This is a genomic window from Flavobacterium sp. B183, from assembly GCF_023539155.1.
GTDB lineage: Bacteria > Bacteroidota > Bacteroidia > Flavobacteriales > Flavobacteriaceae > Flavobacterium > Flavobacterium tructae.
Map to the genome: position 1 here is coordinate 1208013 of NZ_CP097434.1, position 24189 is coordinate 1232201.

Genomic DNA, 24189 nt, shown 5'->3' on the forward strand with positions numbered 1-24189 from the left:
TTTTTTGGTTAACTAATTGTAATTATTAAGGCTTTTAATTGGTCTTAAATTTCCAGATTTGACCAACAGTTTCTCCTCCTTTGTTATCTTTTACAACAACTTTCCAGAAGTATTCTTTGGTCGCTACCGTTGTAACATCAATTGTTTTTTCAGATTTATTTTCACTTACTTTTTCTGTTGGCGGATTTGTTGTTCCAAAATAAACGTCATAAGTCAGTGCATCTGCAGTGTCAACATCAGTTGCATTCCATTTTAAGGAAACAGTTGTTGCGTTTAGTGTAGCGTTTAAAACCGGTGATATCAATTCAGGAGAAAATGGCATATGATTTACTACTGTTTCACCACTGGTATAGAGTTTAAAAGTAGCGGAATAAGTACTTGCCAGTCCTTTACTGTCTGTTGCTTTTACTCTCCAGTAGTAGGCCGTGTTTTTTTCCAGTGCTATTGAAGTGTTATTAGTAGTCACTTCAGATGATTTTACAATTTGAGCAAACGTATTCTCTTTTGCTACCTGAATTTGATAGGTAATAACATCTTTATTAGCATCGGTAGAAAGATCCCACTGAAAAGAAACAGTATTGTCTACACATAATTTATTATCAGCCGGAACTTTTAATGCAGGTACCGTTGGCGCTACATTGATAGCTTCGGATGATCCTGAATCATCACTGCCACCACAAGCCGCAAATAAAAGACCAATGATTGTGAGGTATATAAGATTTTTCATTTTTATTTTTTTATAATTTTAATGTATTCAGGAGTATCTAAATAAACTTTTATAGCATAGATTCCTGAAGGTTGATTTTCAAGATTTAATTTTATTTTTCCACTCTCGATAATAAGTGTTTTGGTTGAAATTAATTGACCGGAGAAATTGTATAATTCTACTTGAACTTCACTTTTAGCGCCTGGAATTTCTATCTCAAAACTTCCTGAAGTAGGGTTTGGATAAGCAGATAAAATTTGTGATTCGAAATCAGAAACAGAAACATTTTTAGCAAAAGCACCTTCACAGGCTTTTGCAGTTACTACTTCTACTAAAGCATTTTTAGTAACATCTACAGAAAAAGAAGCATCATTGGTTTGAAACTGTTCTGTTCCGTTAACAAATACAGTAAACGGAGCTGTTCCTTCAATGATTTCAACATTAACTTTTTTATCAGTTACAACAGATTTTCCTGAAACGGTAGTTGCTTTTGCAATTGTAATCGTAAAATTTTGCTCGAATGTGCGGCCTGCAACCGTAATGGATACTTTATAAGTTCCCGGCGCTAAACCTGAAACTTTTAGACTATTATTGGTAAAATCATAGTTTTTACTATTTATTACAGCCGTATAGTTTTGAGTAGATTTTGCAGTAATGTTTATTTCACCATTATTTTCATTTAAGCAGGATTCACTTTTAGATTCAACAGTAAAATTATCAATTGGTAATGTCAAGATAGCGCCGCAACTAGTGTTGTAAGTTGCAGTATCATCTTTTAGCGTAGACCAGTTTGTGTTAGAGTAGGTAACATCATCAACCTGGATACAAGTTAAATCAGGATTTTTTCTAAAATCAAGACTACTGTATCCAGTGGTGCTCAATTTAGTATTATTACCATTTTTAATGTTTAGATAAGTCAGTTTATTATCAGAAACATTTAGAAAGCCAACTTTTGAATTAGTTGAAATGTCAATTGAAGACAACTGATTTGATTGACAATTAAAGGCATATAAATCCTTGTTTTTGGTTAAATCTAATTCTGTTAACTGATTAGAATTACAAATGAAATGCTGTAATGAGACCTGTTTCGACATATCCAGTTTTTTCAGCTGATTGTTGTTACAAGTTAATTGCACTAAATACAAGTTGTTTGAAAAGTCTAAGCTTGTAAGGTTATTTACCTGACATTGCAGATAAGATAAATTTTTGTTTCCTGAAAGATCAAGAGTCGTTAATTGGTTATGATCACAATTTAATAAATTCAAAGAAGCATTTTTTGTAACATTCAAATTGCGCAGTACATTGTCTCTGCAAATTATCTCCGTAATGGCAGTATTGTTTGAAAAGTCTAAAGAGGTTAATTGATTTTCAAAGCAATAGATTAACCTTAAAGAGGTGTTCTTAGAAAGATCTAATTCTGTTAAGCGGTTCTTATTACAATACAGTGTTTTTAATGCAGTGTTTTTTGAAAGATCTACTTTTGAAATATAATTATAAGAGAAATTTAATTGTTCCAGGGCAACAAAATCCTGAATTCCGGTTAAATCCTGAATAGGATTTACAGGGCTGCCATTTGAATCGCTTACATTAAGATCTTTAAGTGTGTTAATACTTGAAGTAAGTACGGCTCCATTTACCCCATCAGTATCAATTTTAAGGGCTATTAATTTTTTCTCAAAATTAGCATCCGGAATAATGGTAAAAGCAACCGAGGTACAGGTTACAGAGTAGTTTGCATTAGCATCTTTTGCGTTTGCCCAATTTGTAGTCGAATAATTTATATCATCAACCTCAATGCATGTCAATGAAGGGTTGTTGGTGAAATTGCCTAGAGTCATGTTGGTTAAATTGGTGTTTTTACCATTTTTCAGATTCAGGCTGTATAAATTGTTTGAAGACGATTGTATTTGTGTAAGTTCGGTATTTGCCGAAAGATTTAAACTTAAAATTTTATTTGAGTTACAATTTAAAGTAGTCAGTTTAAGATTTTTTGTCAGATTTATTTCGACTAATAAATTTGAAGAAACATTTAATTCTTTTAAAGCCGTAAAACCTTCAATTCCTTTTAAGTTTGATATATTGCTGTTTGAAACATTAAGAGTGGTTACAGCGGCAATGCTTGAACTTAATACTTTGCCATTTTTCCCGTCAGTATCTATTCCCAAAGCAATTAATTTTCCTTCAAAATTAGCATCCGGAATTGCTGTAAATGAGTTACAAAATTTATTGTATGAAGCGGTTGCGTCTTTTAAGTTTGCCCAATTTGTATTTGAATAACTTTCGTCATCCACCTGAATACATTTTAAATCCGGATTATTGTTAAACAACGAAGTGCTTTTGTTTAGCAAAGTATTTTTTTCGTTGTTTAAATCTAAACTTACAAGCTTATTGTTTGAACAATCTAAAGAGGTTAGGTTTGGATTTTTAGTAAAATCTAAATATGTTAATTGGTTGTTTTTACAGTTTAAAGTCTCTAAAGCTGCAAAATCCTGGATTCCTGTCAAGTTGGCGATTGAACTGCCAGAAACATCTAAAGATTTTACGCTCGCAATACTTTGTGTTAATACTTTTCCGTTTACCCCATCAGTATCAATTTTAAGAGCAATTAATTTGTTTTCAAAATTAGCATCCGGAATAGTAGTGTAAGCTCTGCAATCTGTAGAAAAATTTGCCCAAGAATCTTTATATGTCACCCAGTTTTGATTTGCATACGTCACGTCGTCAACCACAATACAAGATAAAGAAAGGTTGTTGTTAAACTTTGTGTATTGTGTGAAATTTTTATTATTACCATTTTTCAGGTTTAAATCATAAAGCAAGTTATTAGTAACATTTACTGAAGTCAGTAATTTGTTTTTTGAAAGATCAAGACTTGTAAGTTTGTTTCTTTCAATATAAAAACTTTGTAAATTTAAATTAGTTGTCAGGTCAATGCTTTCAATACTATTATTGCTAACACTTAAAGCTTCTAAGTTTAAATTTTTTGAAACATCAATAGCGTTAAGACTATTAACATCACATCTTAGATTTTTTAATAAGGTATTCTGAGAGACATCAAGATTATTCAATCTATTGTACCCTAAATCTAAAACGGTTAGTTTTAAGTTTTTAGAAGGATTATAGCTTTGTAAGCTATTAGAAAGACAGCTTAAATAGGTTAGCTCTTTGTTTTCAGACGTGTTTAATTCCTTTAGTTTATTACTGCCACATTCAAGTGTTTGCAATAAGGTGTTTTTGGTAATATTTATATTCGTTAACTGGTTGTCACGACAGACAACAGTCTTTAAATTTACGTTTGCACTAAGATCTAAATTCGTCAAAACATTATTATAACAATCTAAGCTTTCTAATGCAGTGTTTTTAGAAAGATTTAAAGATGTTAGTTTATTTCCACTCAACCTTAGAGTTTTTAATAAAGTGTTGTTGTCAAAATTTGAACTTGTAATTTTATTGAAACCTAAGTCCAGAGAGGTTAACAAAGTGTTTTGAGACAGATCGATCCCGGTTGTGAATTTATTGTTATAACAATTAAGTAGTGTTAAATCCTTATTGTTTGTTATGGTTAAAGATTCAAGTAAGTTATTGTTTAATACCAGGGTCTTTAGCTTAGTATTATCTGAAAGATCTAATTTTGTTAGTTGATTGCTGCCAAGAGTTAAATTCTCCAGATTGACATTTTTAGACAAGTCCAGAGTTGTTAAACTATTAGAAGTAAGATCAAGTGTTTTTAAGTTTACGTTTTTCGAAAGATCTATAGAACTCAATTTAAATGTATTACCACCATAAGCCAGGCTTTCGAGAGCTGTGAAATCTTGTATTCCTGTGATGTCTTTGATATTGATAGCAGTATATGTAATCTTTAATGTTTTTACATTTGAGATTGCACTTGTAAGAACTTTTCCGTTTACGCCATCTTTGTCATAACCAAGATAAATTAACTGTCTCTCAAAATCTGCATCAGGAATTAGAGTATATTTTTGATCATCACATGAAATGGCATAATTTGGAGTTGCATCTTTAAGATTTGCCCAATTAGTATTAGAATAAGAGGCATTGTCTACTTGAATACAGGTTAAGTTGGGGTTTCTTTTAAAAGTTGATGTAGTGGTTAAACGAGTATTATTACCATTTTTTAAGTTGATAGTAGTTAGGTTATTTGAGGAGCAATCTAAAAACGTAAGATTGGTATTTTTAGAAACATCTAATGTTTTTAAGCTATTACCCTGGCAATTTAAACTTTGTAAATACAGATTGGCAGAAACGTCAAGAGTGGTTAAGTTACTGAAATTACAGTTTATAAAAGTCAATGCCGTGTTGTTGGATAGAACTAATCCGTTTGTAAAATCGTTAGCGCTGCAGTTAATTTCTTTCAGCGATAAGTTTTTAGCGATATTCAGGTTTTTTAATTTGTTGTCATAACAATTTAAAGTACTCAAAGCTAAATTAGCAGTTAAATCCAGACTGGTTATTAGATTGGTCGCACAATTTAAATTGGTCAGAGCCGTATTTTTACTAATATTTAAACTTGTTAATTTGTTTGAAAAACAATTCAGGGTAATTAGTGAAGTGTTGCCCGAGACATCAATTGATGTTAAGTTATTAAACGAGCAAATAAGCTGTGTTAATGCTTTAAAATCACCAATTCCGGTTAGATCATTAATGTTTAATCCTGTGAGGTTTAATGTCTTTATTGACGAGATATTTGCAGTTAAAACCTGACCATCCGGAACTCCGGAGTCATATTTTTCGTTTATTAAGAATTTTTCAAAGTTTAAGTCCGGAATTTTGGTGGTCTGGGCGTATAAAGAAAAATTTAATAGAAATAGTAACAAGAGTAGTTTTGTTTTCATAGAACGAGTTTAAAATTAGATCGCGCAAGAGTAAGTAATAAAATTGAATATTCCTTACGGGAAGACGTAATGAAAGGACTGAACTTTTGAATAATAAAAAAATCCCATTCGCCGCGGCGAATGGGATTTTTTAGCTTAAAGAAATGGTATTATTTAAGGATAACTTTTTTCGCAGAAGCGGCATCCTGATGGATTAAATATACGTAATAAACTCCTTTTGGTAAATCGGATAAGCTTATTGTATTGTTTGTATCACTTGAATTTAAAGTAAATGTTTTTACCAATTGTCCTAATGAGTTATAAACGGTTGCTTTTTCTAAAGCTATATTATTAATGTTCACTTCACCGCTTGTTGGGTTTGGATACATTGTTACTTTATCAAAAACAGAATCTTCTATTCCTAAATTTTTACAGCTATTAGAATAAATTGTGTTGGGCTCCTTGATTCCGGACCAGTTAGCATTCGAATAATTGGCATCATCAACTTGTATGCAACCAAGAGTTTTAAGTCCTAAAAAGCTGGTATATAAAGAGGCCGCTTTTTTATTTGTTGGAGATGCTAAAACAAAATTTCTATTATTACCATTTTGAAGATTTAATGATAGTAATGGATTATTTGCTACATATACGATTTTAAGTTTACTGTTTTTGGAAAAGTCCAATGTAGTGATTTGGTTTGTCGAAGCATTTAGTGTTTCTAAAGCAAGATTCCTGCTTACATCTAATGCCCTCAATTGATTATTACTGCAATCTAAAAATGTTAGTGCTGTAAAACTCTCGATGCCTGACAGATCTTTAATAGTACTGTTTGAAAGATCTAAAGACGTAATGGTGCTTATGTTTGCAACAGAGATTTTTCCGTTTAAGCCATCGGTATCAATTCCTAAATCAATTAATTTTTGCTCAAAATTTTGATCTGGAATCTGAGCAAAACCGGAGATACAGTTGGTGTTATAACTTGCAATTGTATCTTTTTTTGCTGTCCAGTTTGTATCAGAATAGGCTTTGTCGTCAACTTGAATACAGCTTAAATTTGGATTGTTTGTAATATTTAGAAATGGCAATTGAAAGTTAACATTATTTCCATTTTTCAAATTTAGACTGGTTAATTGATTAGTGTGAGCATATAAACCCACTAAGGCCGTATTTATGCTTAGATCCAAAGTGGTTATTTGATTTTTTGCAGCATTTAAAAATTCCAGGGATTTATTTTTGCTTATGTTCAAATCTTTTAATTGATTAGACTGACAATATAACTCTGTTAGAGTAGTGAGTTTAGAAACATCCAGGTTGGTTATTTTGTTTTCACGACAATCCAGAAGAGTCAAAGCAGTGTTTTTGCTCACGTCTATAGAAGTTAATTGACTGGTATTACAGCCCAAAAATGTTAAAGCAGTATTGGTGCTCACATCCAAAGAAGTATATTGATTTGAACCTGAATCTAATTTTAGCAGTGCTGTATTTACCTTAACATCTAAAGAGGTTAATCGGTTTGCGTAACAGCTTAAATTAAGTAAGGCAGTATTATTGCTTACATCTAAGGAAGTTATTTTATTGTTGTTACAATCTAAAGTGGTCAAAGCTTTATTCTTGCTCACATTCAATGCTGATAATGAATTTTGACCGCAATACAAATCAGTTAATGATACAAAATTTTCAATTCCTGATAAATCTGAAATATTACGATTGGTAACATTTAAGATTTTTACATTACTGATTTTAGAGGTTAAAACTTTACCGTCGATAGTCCCGTTATCAATCCCGCTATCAATTAATTTTTGTTCAAAATTAGGGTCCGGAATTAAAGTGTAATTTTCTGCATTTTCAGGCGTATATAAAGCTGAAATTTCTTCCGGTGTAAGTACACGATCCCAAATAGCAATATCATCGATCGTTCCTTTAAAGCCTTCTTTTGTGTTATCTCCGGAAATTCTTTGTCCAATTCTAAAAAGAGTGCCGACAGTATTTAAATTCACCGCTTTTTGATCCACAAATTTGCCGTTTACATATATCGAAAGCTGAGTTCCATCATAGGTAACAGTGAAAAAATACCAATCGTTGTTAGAATAATTAAAGTTGTTTACATAAAAATCATCATTAGAAAAATCAGAACCAGTTATTGCTTCAAGGTACCCTTTACTATAAACAGAAAGAGACAATCTTTGTAATTTTACTAAAGTCCCATAGTTAAAAATGGAGACTTGATATTTATTCGGATCAGAAAAAGCATCATTTGTTTTAAACCATCCTGAAATTGTTCTCGAAGAATTGTTTTTAGGAATATTTGGCAGAACAGCATCAATATAACTGTTTGTACCATCAAAACTATAAGCTGTATTGCTATTTCCAAATCTGTCTGATGTTAGTGTAGCGCCTGTAACAGTTCCATTTGATCCGTTTCCGCTAAGATCATTCGCATTTCCATTAAAAGGGAAATAAGCAATTAAACCATTTGTTGGTACTTGCCCGTCTATCAAAGCAGGAATAACAGTGACATCAACAACAGTTCTGGTACTTTCACATCCATTAACAGTTTGAGAAACGTAGTATTTACCTGTTTGTAAAGAAGTAGATAAATTTAAGTTGCTCTGTATAATAGCACTGCTATACCATTTAAGATTAGATCCCGTAGCCTGTAAGCTGGCAATAGTAGCTCCACTTTTAAAAGACTGTGCATTTGCAGTTGGAGCAGCTGTGGCGGATGAGTTTATGGTTATTGTATAAGGATTGGTTGTACATCCTTTGGCATCTTTTGCAATAATCGAGTATGTGCCTGCTGATAAATTAGAGAATATATTTGAAGACTGGAAATTCATGGCAGGATACATGGCATACTGATAAGGTTGCGTTCCGCCAGTTGCCATAGCGGTTATAATTCCGTCATTTTTAGTATTACAAACAGATGTTGCAGTTGCATTAACAGCAATAGGAATTGGTTCTATAATCGTGATGGTTTTGGATACTGACGATGTAGCATCGCTTACCGTGCAGGTGTAATTTCCCGGATATAATCCTGTAATTGTTGAAGTTGTATATCCATTAGACCAAAGATATGAATACGGCATCGTACCGCCAGAAACAGCTGTTACTGAGGCTGAACCATTAGCATAACCGGTGCAGGTTATAGCAGTAAAGGATGTTGTGATTGTTAAAGATGATGGGCAATCTATTTTTGTTGGCACTTTTTTATCGATGGTTGTATTGTCACCTAATGGTCCACTTTGGTTTCTACCCCAAGTCCATATATCTCCGCCTGTATCAACAGCAACAGTGTGATAGTTACCTGCTAAAATTAAAGACCATTTGGTAGTTGTTCCTACTTGTATAGGAGTGTTACTTCCTACAGTTGTACCATTGCCCAGTTTTCCGAATAAGTTCTCACCCCAAGCCCATAATGAATTATCGGTTTGGATCGCATAACTAGCGTTCCATCCGGCAGAAATACTTTTCCAATTTGTAGATGTCCCAATTTGTGTTGGTAAATTTTTATTTAGAGAGGTTCCATCTCCAACTCCGCCATTTATATTTTCTCCCCAAGCCCATAAAGTTCCATCGGTTTTTAGAGCGATTGAATGACTGTATCCTGAAGAAATTGTTTTCCAGTCATTAGCAGTTCCTACTTTCGTTGGAATGGTTTTACTAACTAACGTACCATCTCCTAGAGCTCCCTTAGAATTTTCTCCCCATGCCCATAAAGAACCGTCTTTTTTTAAGGCAATGGTGTGTTCTCCACCTGCTGCTACAGTTTGCCAGTCAGTATCGGTTCCTATTTGTATTGGAGTATTTTTATTAACAGTAGTACCATCGCCTAATTGTCCTGTAGAATTATATCCCCAAGCCCATAAAGTGCCGTTGGTTTTTATTGCCATGGTGTAATTTCCTCCTGCAGATATACTTTGCCAATCTTTTGCAGATCCGATTTGTTGGACAGCATTATAACCGGCAACAGTGCCCGGACCATTTCCTATTTGTCCTAATGAACCGTAACCCCAAGCCCATAAAGTTCCGTCTGCTTTCATTGCAACGGTATGTCCCCATCCGGCGCTTACTGTTTTCCAGTCATTTGACGTCCCTATTTTTACAGGAGCGTTTTTTTGAGTTGTTGTACCATCTCCCAATTGACCATTACCATTATTGCCCCATGCCCACATGGTGCCGTCCGGCTTTATTATAATATTATGGTTGTATCCGGCAGCTATAGATTGGATACATTGAGCCTTAATTTGAAAACAAGAAAGTATTAAAAATAAAAGTAAAATTTTTCTCATACGATAAAAATTTGGTTATTTAATAGTGTGTTTTTTGGTTGGAATATGCTTTATTGAGTGAGCCTTTAAGCTTGATTAGTAATAGTAATAACAACAAAAAAAGGATACCTTTTTTTATTGTTGTTTTAAAACCGGCTAAGAATTGTACTTCAGGATATTACCGATAGTTTGGTATATCTGGGAGATACATTTTACAGAAGCAAAAAAAGTAGTTTTATTTTCATAAAAGTATGTTTTTGAGGTTTCTGACGCAAGGATAATAGTTTTAGACGAATTTTCCTTACGGAAAGACGTAAACCATATTTTTTTATTCATTAAAATAAAAAATAGTTAGCAACTATTTTTTGAATGTAAGGATTTGTGTAAATATTTGAAGTTAAGAATCTTAATTATATTTTACACTTTCTTAAAACAGAAACAAAAAATCATAACACAGTGTTAATCGTTAGCTTTATGTAACAAAAAATCATAATTTAGACCCATAATTTAACTTTAGAATAGATATTAGATATATGAGTCATATAAAACCCCTCAAATTATCTGCTTTTGCATTAATCGTTTTAGCAGGTTGCACCACCACTATGCAAGCGCAGGAATCGGCAAGAAAAGATTTTATCAAAGCTCCTTTAGCCGTTGTTAAGAAAGCTCCTGTTAGCGAAAATGAATTAAAAAGATGGAGTCACCTTGATTTAATTAAAGATTCGATCCCGGGAATGAGTGTCGATAGGGCTTACGCTGAATTATTGCAAGGAAAAACCGGAAAGAAGGTGATCGTGGGAATTGTAGATTCAGGTGTCGATATCGAACATGAAGATCTGAAAGGGATGATCTGGACCAATCCCAAAGAAATTCCGGGTAACGGAATCGACGATGATAAAAACGGATTTATTGATGATGTTCACGGATGGAATTTCTTAGGAAATGCTGTTCATGAAAATCTTGAATTAACACGTGTCGTTAAAAAAGGTGATGACGGATCTCCCGAATATAAAGAGGCTTTGGCGCAGTATACTAAAAAATACGAAGACGCTTTAAGAGACAAGCAACAATCTGACTTTTTGTTAGAAGTTCATAAAACAATACAAAAAGAACTTAATAAAACCACTTATAAAATTGAGGATCTAAATACTATAACCTCTACAGATCCAAAAGTTGCCCAGAGTAAAGAGATCATGACTCAAATTTTAACGAATGCAGGGCCAACTTTTGACCCTGACTCTGAGTTAAAAGAGTATAGTAAGCAGGTTTACGGTCAGTTGAATTACAACTTAAATAAAGAATTCGACGGAAGAAAAGTAGTAGGTGATAATCCGGAGGATATTAAAAACACACGTTATGGAAATAATATTGTTTTTGGTCCGGATAAAGAGGAAGCGCTTCACGGAACACACGTAGCCGGAATTATTGCGCAGGTTCGCGGGAATAATTTAGGAGGAGACGGAGTTAGCAATAATGTAGAAATCCTGACCGTAAGAGCTGTTCCGGATGGTGATGAATACGATAAAGATATTGCTTTAGGGATTCGCTATGCAGTAGACAACGGAGCAAAAGTAATTAACGGAAGTTTCGGAAAAAGTTTCTCTCCTCATAAAAAATGGGTGTATGATGCAATAAAATATGCAGCAAAAAAAGATGTTCTAATAGTGCATGCAGCCGGAAATGACGGATACAATATTGATGAGACCAAAAACATCAATTATCCAAACGACTCAGAAGATAACGTTAAAGAGTTTGCTGATAATGTAATCACGATCGGGGCACTTAATAAAGAATATGGAGAAACTGTTGTAGCAGGATTTTCGAACTTTGGAAAAATAAACGTAGATGTTTTTGCTCCGGGTGAAGAAATTTATGCAACAGTACCCAACAATAAGTACAAATACCTGCAAGGAACTTCAATGGCTGCTCCAAATGCAGCAGGAGTGGCAACACTGATACGTTCGTACTATCCAAAATTAAAAGCAGCTCAGGTAAAACAAATTTTAATGGACTCAGGAGTGGCGCTTCCATCAATGGTTGTTTTGGGAACGAATCCAAATCCTGAAGCAAAACCGGTAGCGGTTTCTTCGACAGAATCTTCAAGAACAGCTAAAATGGTTAACGCTTACAATGCTTTATTGATGGCCGAAAAAATGTCTAAAAAATAAACAAAAACAGAATACTAATGTAATGGAAGAGTTCGCGCTCTTCCATTTTGATTGAAATAACCATGCGAAAAATTTTACTACTATCTTTTTTGAGTTTGAGTTTAAACTCAGCATTTGCACAAAGCGCTCCTTATTGGCAACAACATGTCGATTACAAAATGGAAGTCTCCATGGATGTAAAAAACTATCAGTACAAAGGAAAACAAGAGTTAGTGTACACAAACAACTCTCCTGATACTTTAAAGAAAGTGTATTACCATTTATTTTTAAATGCATTTCAGCCGGGAAGTGAAATGGATGCTCGTCTGCATTCTATAAAAGATCCTGATGGAAGAATGGTAAATAAAGTAAAAGGCGCAGATGGTAAAGAAACCAAACAAAGCCGAATTGAAACTTTAAAACCAAATGAAATTGGATATTTAAAAATTTCAGACTTTAAACAAGATGGCGTTTCGGCACAAACGAGAGTTTCCGGAACTATTTTAGAAGTGACTTTGGCGAAACCAATTTTACCAAATTCTAAAACAACCTTTACTTTAGATTTTGACGGACAAGTTCCGGTTCAGGTTCGTCGTACAGGGCGCAATAATTCTGAAGGAGTAGAATTGTCAATGTCACAATGGTACCCAAAATTAGCCGAATTTGATTTCGAAGGCTGGCATGCAGATCCATACATCGCCAGAGAATTTCATGGAGTGTGGGGGAACTTTGATGTAAAAATTACAATCGATAAAGAGTATACTATCGGAGGTTCAGGATATTTACAAGATAAGAATCAAATAGGTCACGGTTATGAAGATGCAGGTGTAACCGTTACTTATCCAAAGAAAACAAAAACGTTGACCTGGCATTTTATTGCACCAAACGTTCATGATTTTACCTGGGCAGCAGATAAAGAATACACGCATGATATTGTAAAGGGGCCCAATGATGTTGATTTGCACTTCTTCTACAAAAACAATCCAAAAACAACTGCAAATTGGAAACAATTAGAACCTTTAATGGTGAAAGTAATGGATTATTACAACCACAGAGTGGGAGCATATCCGTACAAACAATACTCTTTTATTCAGGGTGGAGATGGCGGAATGGAGTATGCAATGTGTACCCTAATGCTTGGAAACGGAACTCTTGAAGGAATTTTAGGAACAGCAACTCATGAATTAGGACATTCCTGGTTTCAGCATATTTTAGCTTCAAACGAATCAAAACACCCTTGGATGGATGAAGGTTTTACTACTTACATCGAAGACAGTGCTTTGAATGAATTGAAAGGCGATAAAAAAGAAGTGAATCCGTTTAAAGGAAATTATGCTGCTTATTACAGCCTGGTTAATTCCGGAAAAGAGCAGCCACAAACCACTCATGGAGACCGTTACGATGAAAACAGACCTTATAGTATTTCTTCTTATGTAAAAGGAAGCCTTTTCTTGTCGCAATTAGAGTATGTAATTGGAAAAGACAATGTAGATGCTACTTTGAAAAGATATTACAATGATTTCAAATTCAAACACCCTACTCCAAATGATATTAAAAGATCAGCAGAGAGAGTTTCAGGAGCAGAATTAGATTGGTATTTAATCGATTGGACAGGAACTACTAATACAATTGATTATGGTATCAAAGAAGTAGCGGATAACGCAGGAAAAACCAATATCACTTTAGAAAGAATCGGAAGAATGCCAATGCCGATTGATTTAACAGTGGAATACACAGATGGTACTTCTGAAAGTTTCTACATTCCGTTACGAATGATGAATTTCATCAAGCCAAATCCAAACCCGAATGTAAAAAGAACCGTTTTAGACGACTGGGCATGGGCACAATCGAATTATAGTTTTACAATAGACAAAAACAAAACTGCCATCAAGAAAATTACGATTGATCCAAGCGGATTAATGGCCGATGTAAAAGCAGCAAATAATGTTTATGAGGTGAAATAATAATCACTTAAAAATATAAAAAAAGCCAAAGTTAGTTTTCTGCTAGCTTTGGCTTTTTTGCTTTTTTACAGTTAGAGTTTTTATTATGGTTTGACGCGTGATGAAGAGGAGGGATCAATAGTTTTTAAGCCATAAAATTCATAAAAGATAAAACTAAGAATTTTCTTCTAATTTTAAACGATTAAATCAGCGACAAAAGATATATTTGTAGTATATTCGCTTCAAATATAATAAAATGACTTTTGGTACAAAGCTGCAAAAATTAAGAGGAGAAAAAAGGATGTCGCAAAAGGAGATTTCGACTATTTTGAAAGTTTCACAAACGATTTATGGAAAATGGGAAAGCGATATCTTTTATCCAACGTATAAAAACTTAAAGAAAATAGCCGTTTTTTACAATATTAGTACAGATGCGCTGGTAGACGTTAAAGACAAAAGAAAAGCGGGTAAGATTTTAATTTCGGAAAGTCTGAGCCCGGATCCGGTATCTTTCATTACCATATTTAAACTCCTGAAAAGAATAGAAAAGACCGTTTTATTGATCGAAAGGCAAACAGAGATCCCGGAGAAAGAAGGAGAATGAAAAAGTCCCGTTTAATTTTAGAAATAAATTTTAAAAGGGACTTTTTAATTAATAGATTATTTTCTCAAAAAACAACCAGATGGAGAAGAATAGAAAAATCTCCATTCATCTGTTTAATAAGTAATATCGGTGAGCAAAGGAGAAGCATAAAAAAAACGCACAATTTGCGCGTTTTTATATTTTGTAAGCAGATCTTATCCTAAATGCTCTAACATGTCTTTTGTCATGGTTTCAAGATCAAAAGTGTGTTTCCAGTCCCAGTCTTCTCTTGCCTGAGAATCGTCGATACTAGCCGGCCAGCTGTCCGCAATTTTTTGGCGGAAATCAGGGTTGTAAGTTATTTCGAATTCAGGAATGTGTTTCTTAATTTCTGCAGCAATTTCAGTAGGAGTAAAACTCATTGCAGCTAAATTATAGGAAGAGTGTATTTTAATTTTCTCCGCAGGTGCTTTCATGATATTAATAGTTGCATCAATAGCATCATCCATATACATCATTGGCATTTTTGTTTCCGAAGATAAAAAGCACTCGTATTTTTTATCGGCAATAGCTTTGTAAAAAATATCAACAGCGTAATCTGTCGTTCCGCCACCAGGAGGCGTCGACCAACTGATTAAGCCAGGATAACGGATGCTTCGAACATCAACTCCATAGATATTATGGTAGTATTCGCACCATCTTTCTCCCGCTTGTTTACTAATTCCGTAAACCGTAGAAGGCTCCATTACGGTATATTGAGGAGTGTTTTCTTTAGGTGTAGTAGGTCCGAAAACCGCAATACTGGAAGGCCAGAATATCTTTTTTATCTTTTTGGCTTTTGCTAAATTTAAAACATGAAATAATGAATTCATATTCAGATCCCAGGCAAATGCAGGGTTTTTCTCGGCTGTAGCCGATAAAAGTGCAGCCATTAGATATATATCAGTAATTTGATGCACTTCAACAAGATGCTCGATTTGGTTGAAATCTAAAGCATTGACTACTTCAAACGGACCAGAATTTACAACGTCAGTATTTAATTTTCTAATGTCAGAAGCAATTACATTGTCTGTTCCGTATAGTTTGCGCAGTTTTTGAGTCAGTTCCGTCCCAATTTGACCGCAGGCACCAATGATTAATATTTTTGGATTCATTTTTTGAATAGTTTTTTTGAGAGACAAATATAACGTTTTCGCAAATGTTTTCGCTTTTAAGGAGAACAAATTGTAAATTTAACAATGATAAAGATTCTTTTTTAGATTATTCGTTGTTGAATGTGGAACTCAAGTCATAAATTATAAGTATTTTCGATCAGGAATTCAGGATTTTTCTATAAGTCTTACAAAGTAAAATTTTTAAACCTGTTTCAGTCTAATAGTGGGTAAATAATGTAATTTGTATCAAAAATCAGAATTCGTAATTGTAAAATTACTTTGTAACTTTGTAGCTTAATGTTTTACCAAATGAAATATAAGATATCTCTTTTTTTGCTTTTTGTTTTTGTATTGAATTCATGTCAGAATGAAGATGAAAAACGTCGCGCTGAAAACGAAAAGGAAGCCAAAAAAAATGAAGTCATTTTTAATAAAATCAATAAAAGCTGGTCTTTTATCGATGAGCCAATCAATGAAATCTCGGAGCAAAAAGTGAATTCATGGAGTGAGTGGCGTGACTTTTTGAACGAACTCAGAGATAAACCCAGAAAAACAATTGGAGCCTTTCAAAAGAAATCAACTGCGATTTCAAAAAAAGTAATGGCTTTAAATAGTAATATTCCTGCAGAATTCAATATTCCACAGATCAGAAGCCGAATTTCTATTTTGATTACAAAAGTCAGAATGATGGATTTATTCATTCATCTGAATCAGATTCCTTCAGAGAAAGTAACATTTTTAATTGGTGAAATCAATAAAGAATTGGTTTCATTAGAAAGACAGATGGATGTTGTTATTGTAAAAAGTAAAATTCCGAAAGAAGAAGGTGAGGAAGATTTCTTAAGAATGTTAGATACCGCTCGTGCCATTCCAAACGAGACCACAGCTCCGGTTCCGGGGAAAAATATAGATCCAAACACACCAAAAGTTGAGTAAAAACGCCTTATATACCCTGTATGATGATCTGCCAAAAAATCAGCAGATTGCTACACAATTACTGGAACAGAAACAAATAAAAATGCATCTTAACGGATTGTTAGGATCAGCAGTTTCATTTGTTTTGCGTGTTGTTTTCAAAAAATCAGAATTGCCTTTTTTAGTTATTTTAGATAACAAAGAGGAAGCGGCTTATTATTTGAACGATCTCGAACAAATGATCGGAGAACAAGATGTGTTGTTTTATCCCGCGTCATTTCGCCGTCCGTATCAAATTGATGAAACAGACAATGCCAATGTTTTACTTCGTGCTGAGGTTTTAAACCGAATCAATTCCCGTAAAAAACCTGCCGTAATTGTTACTTATCCCGAAGCACTTTTCGAGAAAGTAGTGACACGCAGGGAACTTGATAAAAACACTTTGAAAGTCGCTTTGAACGATAAAATTTCGATAGATTTTATCAACGAAGTTTTGTTTGAATATGAATTTAAAAGAGTCGATTTTATCACAGAACCGGGAGAGTTTTCTGTTCGAGGCGGAATTGTCGATGTATTTTCGTTTTCCAACGATCATCCGTACCGAATAGAGTTTTTTGGTAATGAAGTAGACAGCATCAGAAGTTTTGATGTCGAAACACAACTATCAGTAGAAACCCATAAAAAGATCACGATAATCCCGAATGTCGAGAACAAACTTTTTCAGGAAAACAGAGAGAGTTTCTTAGACTATATTGCCGAGAGAACCGTTTTGTTTATTCAAAATACCGAAGGACTTTTCACTCAGTTAGACAAACAATTCGTAAGAGCCGAAGAAGCTTTCGAGAAACTTTCAAAAGAAATAAAAAGGGCTGAACCTGAGAAACTATTCTTAAATCAGAGCTCATTTATCAAACGTGCTCTAGATTTTTCAATAGTCGAATTGGCTTCAAAACCTGTTTTCAAGACCACCAAAACATTCGATTTTCATATTCATCCGCAGCCTTCTTTCAATAAACAATTTGATTTGCTGCTGAATAATCTGAGTGATAATCACTTTAACGGATATAAAAATTATCTGTTCTGTTCGAATGAAACTCAGGCCAAGCGTTTTCATGATATTTTCGAAACCTTAGACGAAGCTAATTCCGAGAACATTCGAAAACAATACCATACTGTTGTATTGCCTTTGTATCAGGGATTTATTGATGAAGAAAGTCAGATTACAGCTTATACCGATCACCAGATTTTTGAGCGTTATCATAAATTTAATATCAAAAACGGTTATTCGAAAAAGCAGAATATTACGCTTAAGGAATTAACCGCGCTTTCGGTTGGTGATTATGTAACGCATATCGATCACGGAATTGGAAAATTTGGTGGCCTGCAGAAAATTCAGGTTGAAGGTAAAACGCAGGAAGCTATAAAATTGGTGTATGCCGATAATGATATTGTGTATGTGAGTATTCACTCGCTTCATAAAATCTCAAAATACAACGGAAAGGACGGAACTCCTCCAAAAATCTATAAACTGGGATCAAACGCCTGGAAAGTTTTAAAACAAAAAACCAAAGCGCGGGTTAAACATATTGCCTTCAATTTAATTCAGTTGTATGCGAAACGACGTCTGGAGAAAGGTTTTCAGTTTGCACCGGACAGTTATTTGCAGAATGAATTAGAAAGTTCGTTTATATACGAAGACACGCCTGACCAAACTAAATCGACTCAGGAAGTCAAAGCGGATATGGAAAGCGATCGTCCGATGGATCGTTTAGTTTGTGGTGATGTAGGTTTTGGAAAAACAGAGGTAGCGATTCGTGCAGCGTTTAAGGCAGTAGACAATAGTAAACAAGTGGCTGTTTTGGTTCCGACCACCATTTTGGCTTACCAGCATTACCGTACGTTTTCAGAACGTTTGAAAGACATGCCGGTTACCATTGGTTATATGAACCGCTTTAGAACCGCCAAACAGAAAGCACAAACTTTAAAAGATTTAGCAGAAGGGAAACTGGATATTGTGATTGGAACACACCAATTAGTCAACAAAAATGTAGTTTTTAAAGATCTTGGTTTATTGATTGTCGACGAGGAGCAAAAGTTTGGAGTAAACGTAAAAGATAAACTTAAGACCATTGCTGCGAATGTCGATACCCTAACATTAACGGCAACGCCAATTCCGAGAACGCTTCAGTTTTCATTAATGGCAGCAAGGGATTTGTCTGTTATTACGACTCCTCCGCCAAACCGATATCCTATAGAAACCAATGTTGTTGGGTTTAATGAAGAGATAATCCGTGATGCCATTTCGTATGAAATTCAGCGTAACGGTCAGGTTTTCTTCATCAATAACCGAATCGAAAATATAAAAGAAGTTGCCGGTATGATTCAGCGTTTGGTACCAAATGCCAGAGTTGGAATCGGTCACGGCCAAATGGAAGGTGCGAAACTCGAAGAATTGATGCTGGGCTTTATGAACGGCGATTTCGATGTTCTGGTAGCCACTACAATTATCGAAAGTGGTTTGGACGTACCAAATGCCAACACGATTTTCATCAACAATGCCAATAATTTCGGATTGTCTGATTTGCATCAAATGCGCGGCAGGGTAGGCCGAAGCAATAAAAAAGCATTTTGTTATTTCATCTGTCCGCCTTATTCCTCTATGACCGAAGATGCCAGAAAACGTATTCAGGCTTTAGAACAATTTAGCGAATTAGGTAGCGGTTTTAACATTGCGATGAAAGATCTTGAAATTCGTGGTGCAGGAGATTTATTGGGTGGAGAACAAAGTGGTTTCATTAATGAAATTGGATTTGATACCTACCAAAAAATCATGAACGAGGCCATCGAAGAATTGAAGGAGAATGAGTTCAAAGACTTGTATCCGGAAGAGAACGATATTGAAACCAAGGAATATGTAAAAGATCTGCAAATCGATACTGATTTTGAGCTATTGTTTTCTGATGAATACATCAACAATGTCACCGAACGTTTGAGTTTATACAACGAGCTGGGCGGTGTGAAAAATGAGGAAGAACTAGTAATCTTTCAAAATAAATTGATTGACCGTTTCGGTCCGATGCCTCCGCGTGCCAATGCTTTGATGAATAGTATTCGAATCAAATGGATTGCAACAAGTGTAGGTATTGAAAAATTAGTGATGAAGAAAGGCAAAATGATTGGTTATTTTGTTTCAGATCAACAATCTGATTATTATCAATCGAAGCGTTTCCATAAGGTGATCAAATTTGTACAGACTCATAGTAATCTTTGCCAAATGAAAGAAAAACAAACACCTAACGGTTTACGACTTTTGTTGACTTTTGATAATGTGAAATCGACCAAACGAGCATTGGAGTTGATGGAGTTACTGGGAGAATAACAATTTTAAAAGGTATAATATTTTAAACCCGACAGGTTTCAAAACTTGTCGGGTTTTATTTTTAGATTTAGTTTTTCAGGTCCTTAATTACTTTAAAAGCAACGTCAACCTGATCTTCTCCAACTAAAATAGTAAATTCATTTGAAGTCGAAATTACCTCATTGATGATAATTCCTTCCCACGCCAAACGTTGGAAAATGAAATAGTAAATTCCGGGAACCACGATGTTTTCTTTTGGCAATTTTACAGTTATAGAGGCCAAGTTGTCTAACTTCTGAATAAGTTTCTCACGCATAAAGTGTTTTTCAACCAAATGATTTACGCTGCTGCTTACCACAATATTGGTTTCATTTACGCCACGTGATGAGGTATAAAAGATGTCAGATAAACTATTGATATCAGAAATTAAATCAGCCTGTTTGTTCAAAACAGTTTCGGAAGCGGCAAAAGTATAATCCGTCAATTCAGATCGAACAGTGATTTCGCCTATATTTTTAATTACTTTATTGATTTTATGATTCAGTTTAAAATCCAGTTCTTCTGTGAGTCTTTTTAATGACATTACAACAGCGCCTTGTTTTACTTCTTTACCAAATTCACTTTCTAATTCGGTCATAATGTTCCGTGAAAGAGAAGTGAGGTTGATAATTCCAAGCGATAACGCATTTAATAAAAAGGGTTTTGTTTTAATGTAATTTTCGACGATTGAAGAAACGGTTTTCATAGTTTTTTTCTTTTTTTTTGTAACTTAATTGGTTTGTTGTAGTTAATTTTGTGTTATAAAACTTCGCGAATATAAATAAAAGAACAATTTGTTACAAATATAACAAGGTAAAATTATGTTAAAAATGGAAAAAAGCATCTGTAATGTGTTCAATTGCAAATGTTTCCTTGTTTTTGTGTATCGCAATGATGTCAAAACGGACTTCAATATCCATTTCCCTATCGTTTATGTAGGCATTTACGGCTTTTACCAGCAGTTGAATCTTTTTAGGTTTCACAAAATCCTGTGGTAAACCAAAATCCAGAGTCGATCTTGTTTTTACTTCAATGATGGCCAAAATAGATTCTTTTTCTGCGATAATATCAATTTCGGCCTTTTGAAAGGTCCAGTTTCGATCGAGAATTTTATAGCCATTTTGCTCGAGATATTCCACAGCGAGATCTTCACCTTTTTTTCCAAGTTCGTTGTGTTCTGCCATTTTTTAATTATGAATTGCGAGTTGTGATTTTTTTATGCTGTAATGGGTAATTTGCACGCAAAGACGCGAAGTTGCAAAGAAAGGAATATAACTTTGCGACTTCGCGTTTTTGCGAGATTACGATATGTGGTATTTAGAATTCTTTAGAGAAAAATCTCAGAAGCTATTATTTTTTAAAGGTAAGAGAACTTCCGGATGCATTTACATCAATAGTAACAGTACTTCCCATAATTAAGGCCCTATTGTCCTGAATGTGTCCGGCTGGGAAATTAAAAATTACGGGAATATTGTACTTTTTGGTTACATCATCTACAATTTCTACCGCATTCTTCCCCCATGGAACTTCGTTATCCTTCATTTTGGTCATACCTCCAACAACAATTCCTTTTAGGTTTTCGATACATCCATTGCGTCTTAAATTCATCATCATACGATCGATATGATAAAGATATTCGTCCAGATCTTCAAGGAATAAAATTTTATCCTTACAGTCAATTGCCGAAGGAGAACCTAACAAACTGTATAAAATAGATAAATTACCGCCCACCAATTCACCGGTTGCTGTTCCAAAGCGGTTCATTTTATCCGGAGCAATAGTATAGGAAATAGGTTCGCCAAACAAGGCAGATTTCATTGAACTGACGGCAGCGGGAGTTGCTCTTGGAACCGTTACAGGCATGATCCCGTGAATGGACTGATAGCCTATCGTATTCAAATGATTGTGCAGAACGGTAACGTCACTGAAACCAACAATCCATTTTGGGTGTTGTTTGAATTTGGTAAAATCAAGTAAATCGATCATCCTCACCGTTCCGTAGCCACCGCGAACACACCATATTGCTTTGATATTTGGATTGTCTAACTGTTTTTGAAAATCGGAAGCACGTTGTTCATCGGTACCGGCCAGTTGGTTAAAATCCAAACCAATAGTACTTCCAACTACAGCTTCAAGTCCCCAGCTGTGTAATAAATCTATAGTAGGTTTTAGATTGTCGTCTATATTTTTTCTAGCCGTTGCTAAAATGGCTACAGTGTCTCCTTTTTGTAAATAAGGTGGTGTTATCATGTTTTGTTGTGATTGACAGTGGATGGATTGTAACGCAAAAATAAGAAATGCAAGTTTATAAATAGAAAAGTAGTTTATGTGGTATTGACGGGCGCTCGCTTTCATGTTTTTCTGCTGATTCATTCGTAAAGATAAAACAAATATAAATATTTTAAAAAATAAAAATATTAGAAAATTCTTACATTTTGTTTTAATTGTTTAAATTGAACCTTTTAAAGAGTTAAGTTTATGAGAGTAATTTCTTTTCAATTCTGTAGTATCGCTTTTTTATCTTTTACAATTCTGCAGGCACAGCCAAAAAAATATGCTATCCATACTATTGCATTCTACAACTTTGAGAATCTCTTCGATACTAATGATGATGTCAATACCAACGATGATGAATGGACTCCCAATGGGACTCAGCATTGGACGATGGAAAAATACGAACAGAAATTAAAAAACCTATCCAGAGTTTTATCTGAAATTGGAAGGCCGGATAACTCAAATGCTCCCGTACTCATTGGTGGTTCCGAAATTGAAAACCGCACAGTTCTCGAAGATTTGGTGAAACAACCAAATTTACTTCCTTTTGACTATGGAATCATTCATTTTGATTCGCCGGATAAACGAGGAATAGATGTTGCACTTTTATATCAGAGAAAATACTTTAGACCCACGTCATATTCCAATATTCCGCTGCGTATTTATCAAAAAAAGATTTTTGATAAAAAAGAGGAAGTCGAACTGCAGGATGATGATATCGAAATTAAAACCGATAATAAGAATCGGGTTTTTACCAGAGATCAGCTTTTAATTTCAGGATTTTTAGAAGGAGAGGAAATTCATATTATCGTCAATCACTGGCCGTCCAGATCGGGAGGGGAGAAAGCAAGCAGTATTTTTCGGGAAGCTGCCGGAAGTTTAAACAGAAGAATTATCGATTCGCTACAGCAAATAAATCCCCATGCTAAAGTGATTACAATGGGCGATTTGAATGATGGGCCCTTTAATAAAAGTGTAAAAACTGTTTTGGGGGCAAAGACAAAAAAATCAGAAGTGGAGGAATACGGGCTTTTTAATCCCTTTGCGGCAATGCTCGATAAAGGTTTAGGGACAATTGCATTTAGAGATTCCTGGGATATTTTTGATCAGATCATCATTACAAAGTCACTTATACAAGCTGATTTTTTGACTTTTAACTTTTGGAAAGCGGGAATTTTCAATAAAACTTTTCTGGTTCAGAGCTCAGGACCGTATAAAGGTTATCCGCTGCGACATAGTTTGACAGAAGTTGGATTTAGTGACCATTTTCCCGTTTATATTTATTTGGTTAAAGAAGTGAAGTAAGTTTCAGTTTATAGTCCCAATTTTCAGTCGCAGTCTTAGTTGGTCACTGTAAACTGCGACTAAAAACGGACACTGAGACTGAAAACTTTTCCTTAACTTAGCTACTTAGAAACTTACTACCTTTAAAAATGGCAATAGCAAAACCTTTCAATCTAACAAAGTGGATCGATGAGAACCGTCATTTACTAAAACCTCCCGTTGGGAATAAAAATCTTTATGTTGATTCCGGTGATTATATCGTGATGATTGTTGCAGGTCCGAATGCCCGAAAAGATTATCATTATAACGAAACCGAAGAGCTTTTTTATCAGCTGGAAGGCAGTATAAAAGTGATTATTCAGGAAGATGGAGAACGAAAGGAAATGGATTTACATGCAGGTGACATGTATCTTCATCCGGCTAAAGTTCCCCATTCACCTGTTCGTTCCGAAGGTTCAATAGGATTGGTAATCGAACGCAAACGTGCAGGATTAGGGTATACTGACGGATTGCTTTGGCATTGTGATCATTGCAATCATAAATTGTATGAAGTGCTTTTTGAATTGCATAATATTGAAAAAGATTTTCTGCCGCATTTCGAACATTTTTATAATTCGTTAGAGTTGAGAACCTGCAATAACTGTGGAACTGTAATGGAATCGGATCCCAGATTTGTAGCGAAGAAATAA

Annotated in this window: 14 protein-coding genes; 7 read left to right on the plus strand and 7 right to left on the minus strand. The window is 34.5% G+C overall.

Annotated elements, in window-relative coordinates; translation table 11 throughout:
* Positions 1-34 precede the first annotated feature (34 nt).
* The 3 genes from M4I44_RS05410 to M4I44_RS05420 all read right to left on the minus strand — a co-directional run bounded on the left by M4I44_RS05410 (position 35) and on the right by M4I44_RS05420 (position 9824).
* Positions 35-727, minus strand: a complete 693-nt coding sequence (locus tag M4I44_RS05410; protein ID WP_249966723.1) for a fibronectin type III domain-containing protein — start codon at positions 725-727, stop codon at positions 35-37.
* A 2-nt stretch (positions 728-729) separates the two neighbouring features.
* Positions 730-5556 (minus strand): T9SS type A sorting domain-containing protein, encoded by a 4827-nt coding sequence (locus M4I44_RS05415; RefSeq protein ID WP_249966724.1) that lies wholly within the window; start codon positions 5554-5556, stop codon positions 730-732.
* Positions 5557-5705: 149 nt separating this feature from the next.
* Entirely contained in the window at positions 5706-9824 is a 4119-nt protein-coding gene (locus M4I44_RS05420; protein ID WP_249966725.1) for a leucine-rich repeat domain-containing protein, read from the minus strand.
* A gap of 512 nt (positions 9825-10336) precedes the next feature.
* Between M4I44_RS05420 and M4I44_RS05425 the strand changes: the two genes are divergently transcribed.
* From M4I44_RS05425 to M4I44_RS05435, 3 genes are all read left to right on the plus strand, one after another.
* Complete coding sequence (locus M4I44_RS05425) at positions 10337-11971, plus strand: S8 family peptidase (RefSeq protein ID WP_249966726.1); 1635 nt, start codon at positions 10337-10339, stop codon at positions 11969-11971.
* A gap of 62 nt (positions 11972-12033) precedes the next feature.
* The gene (locus M4I44_RS05430; protein WP_017494577.1) at positions 12034-13914 is read left to right on the plus strand and encodes a M1 family metallopeptidase; all 1881 of its coding nucleotides are present in this window, start codon (positions 12034-12036) and stop codon (positions 13912-13914) included.
* A 235-nt stretch (positions 13915-14149) separates the two neighbouring features.
* The gene (locus M4I44_RS05435; protein ID WP_249966727.1) at positions 14150-14497 is read left to right on the plus strand and encodes a helix-turn-helix domain-containing protein; all 348 of its coding nucleotides are present in this window, start codon (positions 14150-14152) and stop codon (positions 14495-14497) included.
* A gap of 194 nt (positions 14498-14691) precedes the next feature.
* On the opposite strand, the gene M4I44_RS05440 is transcribed toward M4I44_RS05435, so the two are convergent.
* Positions 14692-15630, minus strand: coding sequence for an L-threonine 3-dehydrogenase (locus M4I44_RS05440; protein ID WP_017494581.1), 939 nt, complete (start codon positions 15628-15630; stop codon positions 14692-14694).
* A gap of 309 nt (positions 15631-15939) precedes the next feature.
* Between M4I44_RS05440 and M4I44_RS05445 the strand changes: the two genes are divergently transcribed.
* Entirely contained in the window at positions 15940-16566 is a 627-nt protein-coding gene (locus M4I44_RS05445) for a hypothetical protein (RefSeq protein ID WP_249966728.1), read from the plus strand.
* Positions 16559-19924: a transcription-repair coupling factor gene (gene mfd, locus M4I44_RS05450; protein WP_249966729.1), complete on the plus strand. Its 3366-nt coding sequence runs from the start codon at positions 16559-16561 to the stop codon at positions 19922-19924. Before M4I44_RS05445 ends, mfd begins: the two co-directional genes overlap by 8 nt.
* A gap of 67 nt (positions 19925-19991) precedes the next feature.
* Here mfd and M4I44_RS05455 read toward each other — a convergent pair whose 3' ends face one another.
* From M4I44_RS05455 to M4I44_RS05465, 3 genes are all read right to left on the minus strand, one after another.
* Complete coding sequence (locus M4I44_RS05455; protein ID WP_068841546.1) at positions 19992-20648, minus strand: aspartate kinase; 657 nt, start codon at positions 20646-20648, stop codon at positions 19992-19994.
* A 118-nt stretch (positions 20649-20766) separates the two neighbouring features.
* Positions 20767-21126: a YraN family protein gene (locus M4I44_RS05460; RefSeq protein ID WP_249966730.1), complete on the minus strand. Its 360-nt coding sequence runs from the start codon at positions 21124-21126 to the stop codon at positions 20767-20769.
* A 166-nt stretch (positions 21127-21292) separates the two neighbouring features.
* Positions 21293-22192 carry an LD-carboxypeptidase gene (locus tag M4I44_RS05465; protein WP_249966731.1) on the minus strand — a complete coding sequence of 300 codons (900 nt, stop codon included), beginning with the start codon at positions 22190-22192 and terminating at the stop codon, positions 21293-21295.
* Between the two features lie 228 nt (positions 22193-22420).
* Between M4I44_RS05465 and M4I44_RS05470 the strand changes: the two genes are divergently transcribed.
* Together M4I44_RS05470 and M4I44_RS05475 are read left to right on the plus strand one after the other, a co-directional pair.
* Complete coding sequence (locus M4I44_RS05470; RefSeq protein ID WP_249966732.1) at positions 22421-23521, plus strand: endonuclease/exonuclease/phosphatase family protein; 1101 nt, start codon at positions 22421-22423, stop codon at positions 23519-23521.
* Between the two features lie 128 nt (positions 23522-23649).
* Positions 23650-24189 (plus strand): 3-hydroxyanthranilate 3,4-dioxygenase, encoded by a 540-nt coding sequence (locus M4I44_RS05475; RefSeq protein ID WP_249966733.1) that lies wholly within the window; start codon positions 23650-23652, stop codon positions 24187-24189.

Bases quoted from the DNA above. Each gene is read 5' to 3' on its own strand.
- M4I44_RS05410 (WP_249966723.1), bottom strand. From the start codon at position 727: ATGAAAAATCTTATATACCTCACAATCATTGGTCTTTTATTTGCGGCT.
- M4I44_RS05470 (WP_249966732.1), top strand. From the start codon at position 22,421: ATGAGAGTAATTTCTTTTCAATTCTGTAGTATCGCTTTTTTATCTTTT.
- M4I44_RS05465 (WP_249966731.1), bottom strand. From the start codon at position 22,192: ATGATAACACCACCTTATTTACAAAAAGGAGACACTGTAGCCATTTTA.
- M4I44_RS05430 (WP_017494577.1), top strand. From the start codon at position 12,034: ATGCGAAAAATTTTACTACTATCTTTTTTGAGTTTGAGTTTAAACTCA.
- M4I44_RS05440 (WP_017494581.1), bottom strand. From the start codon at position 15,630: ATGAATCCAAAAATATTAATCATTGGTGCCTGCGGTCAAATTGGGACG.
- M4I44_RS05415 (WP_249966724.1), bottom strand. From the start codon at position 5,556: ATGAAAACAAAACTACTCTTGTTACTATTTCTATTAAATTTTTCTTTA.
- M4I44_RS05455 (WP_068841546.1), bottom strand. From the start codon at position 20,648: ATGAAAACCGTTTCTTCAATCGTCGAAAATTACATTAAAACAAAACCC.
- M4I44_RS05445 (WP_249966728.1), top strand. From the start codon at position 15,940: ATGAAATATAAGATATCTCTTTTTTTGCTTTTTGTTTTTGTATTGAAT.
- M4I44_RS05425 (WP_249966726.1), top strand. From the start codon at position 10,337: ATGAGTCATATAAAACCCCTCAAATTATCTGCTTTTGCATTAATCGTT.
- M4I44_RS05475 (WP_249966733.1), top strand. From the start codon at position 23,650: ATGGCAATAGCAAAACCTTTCAATCTAACAAAGTGGATCGATGAGAAC.
- M4I44_RS05420 (WP_249966725.1), bottom strand. From the start codon at position 9,824: ATGAGAAAAATTTTACTTTTATTTTTAATACTTTCTTGTTTTCAAATT.
- M4I44_RS05435 (WP_249966727.1), top strand. From the start codon at position 14,150: ATGACTTTTGGTACAAAGCTGCAAAAATTAAGAGGAGAAAAAAGGATG.
- M4I44_RS05460 (WP_249966730.1), bottom strand. From the start codon at position 21,126: ATGGCAGAACACAACGAACTTGGAAAAAAAGGTGAAGATCTCGCTGTG.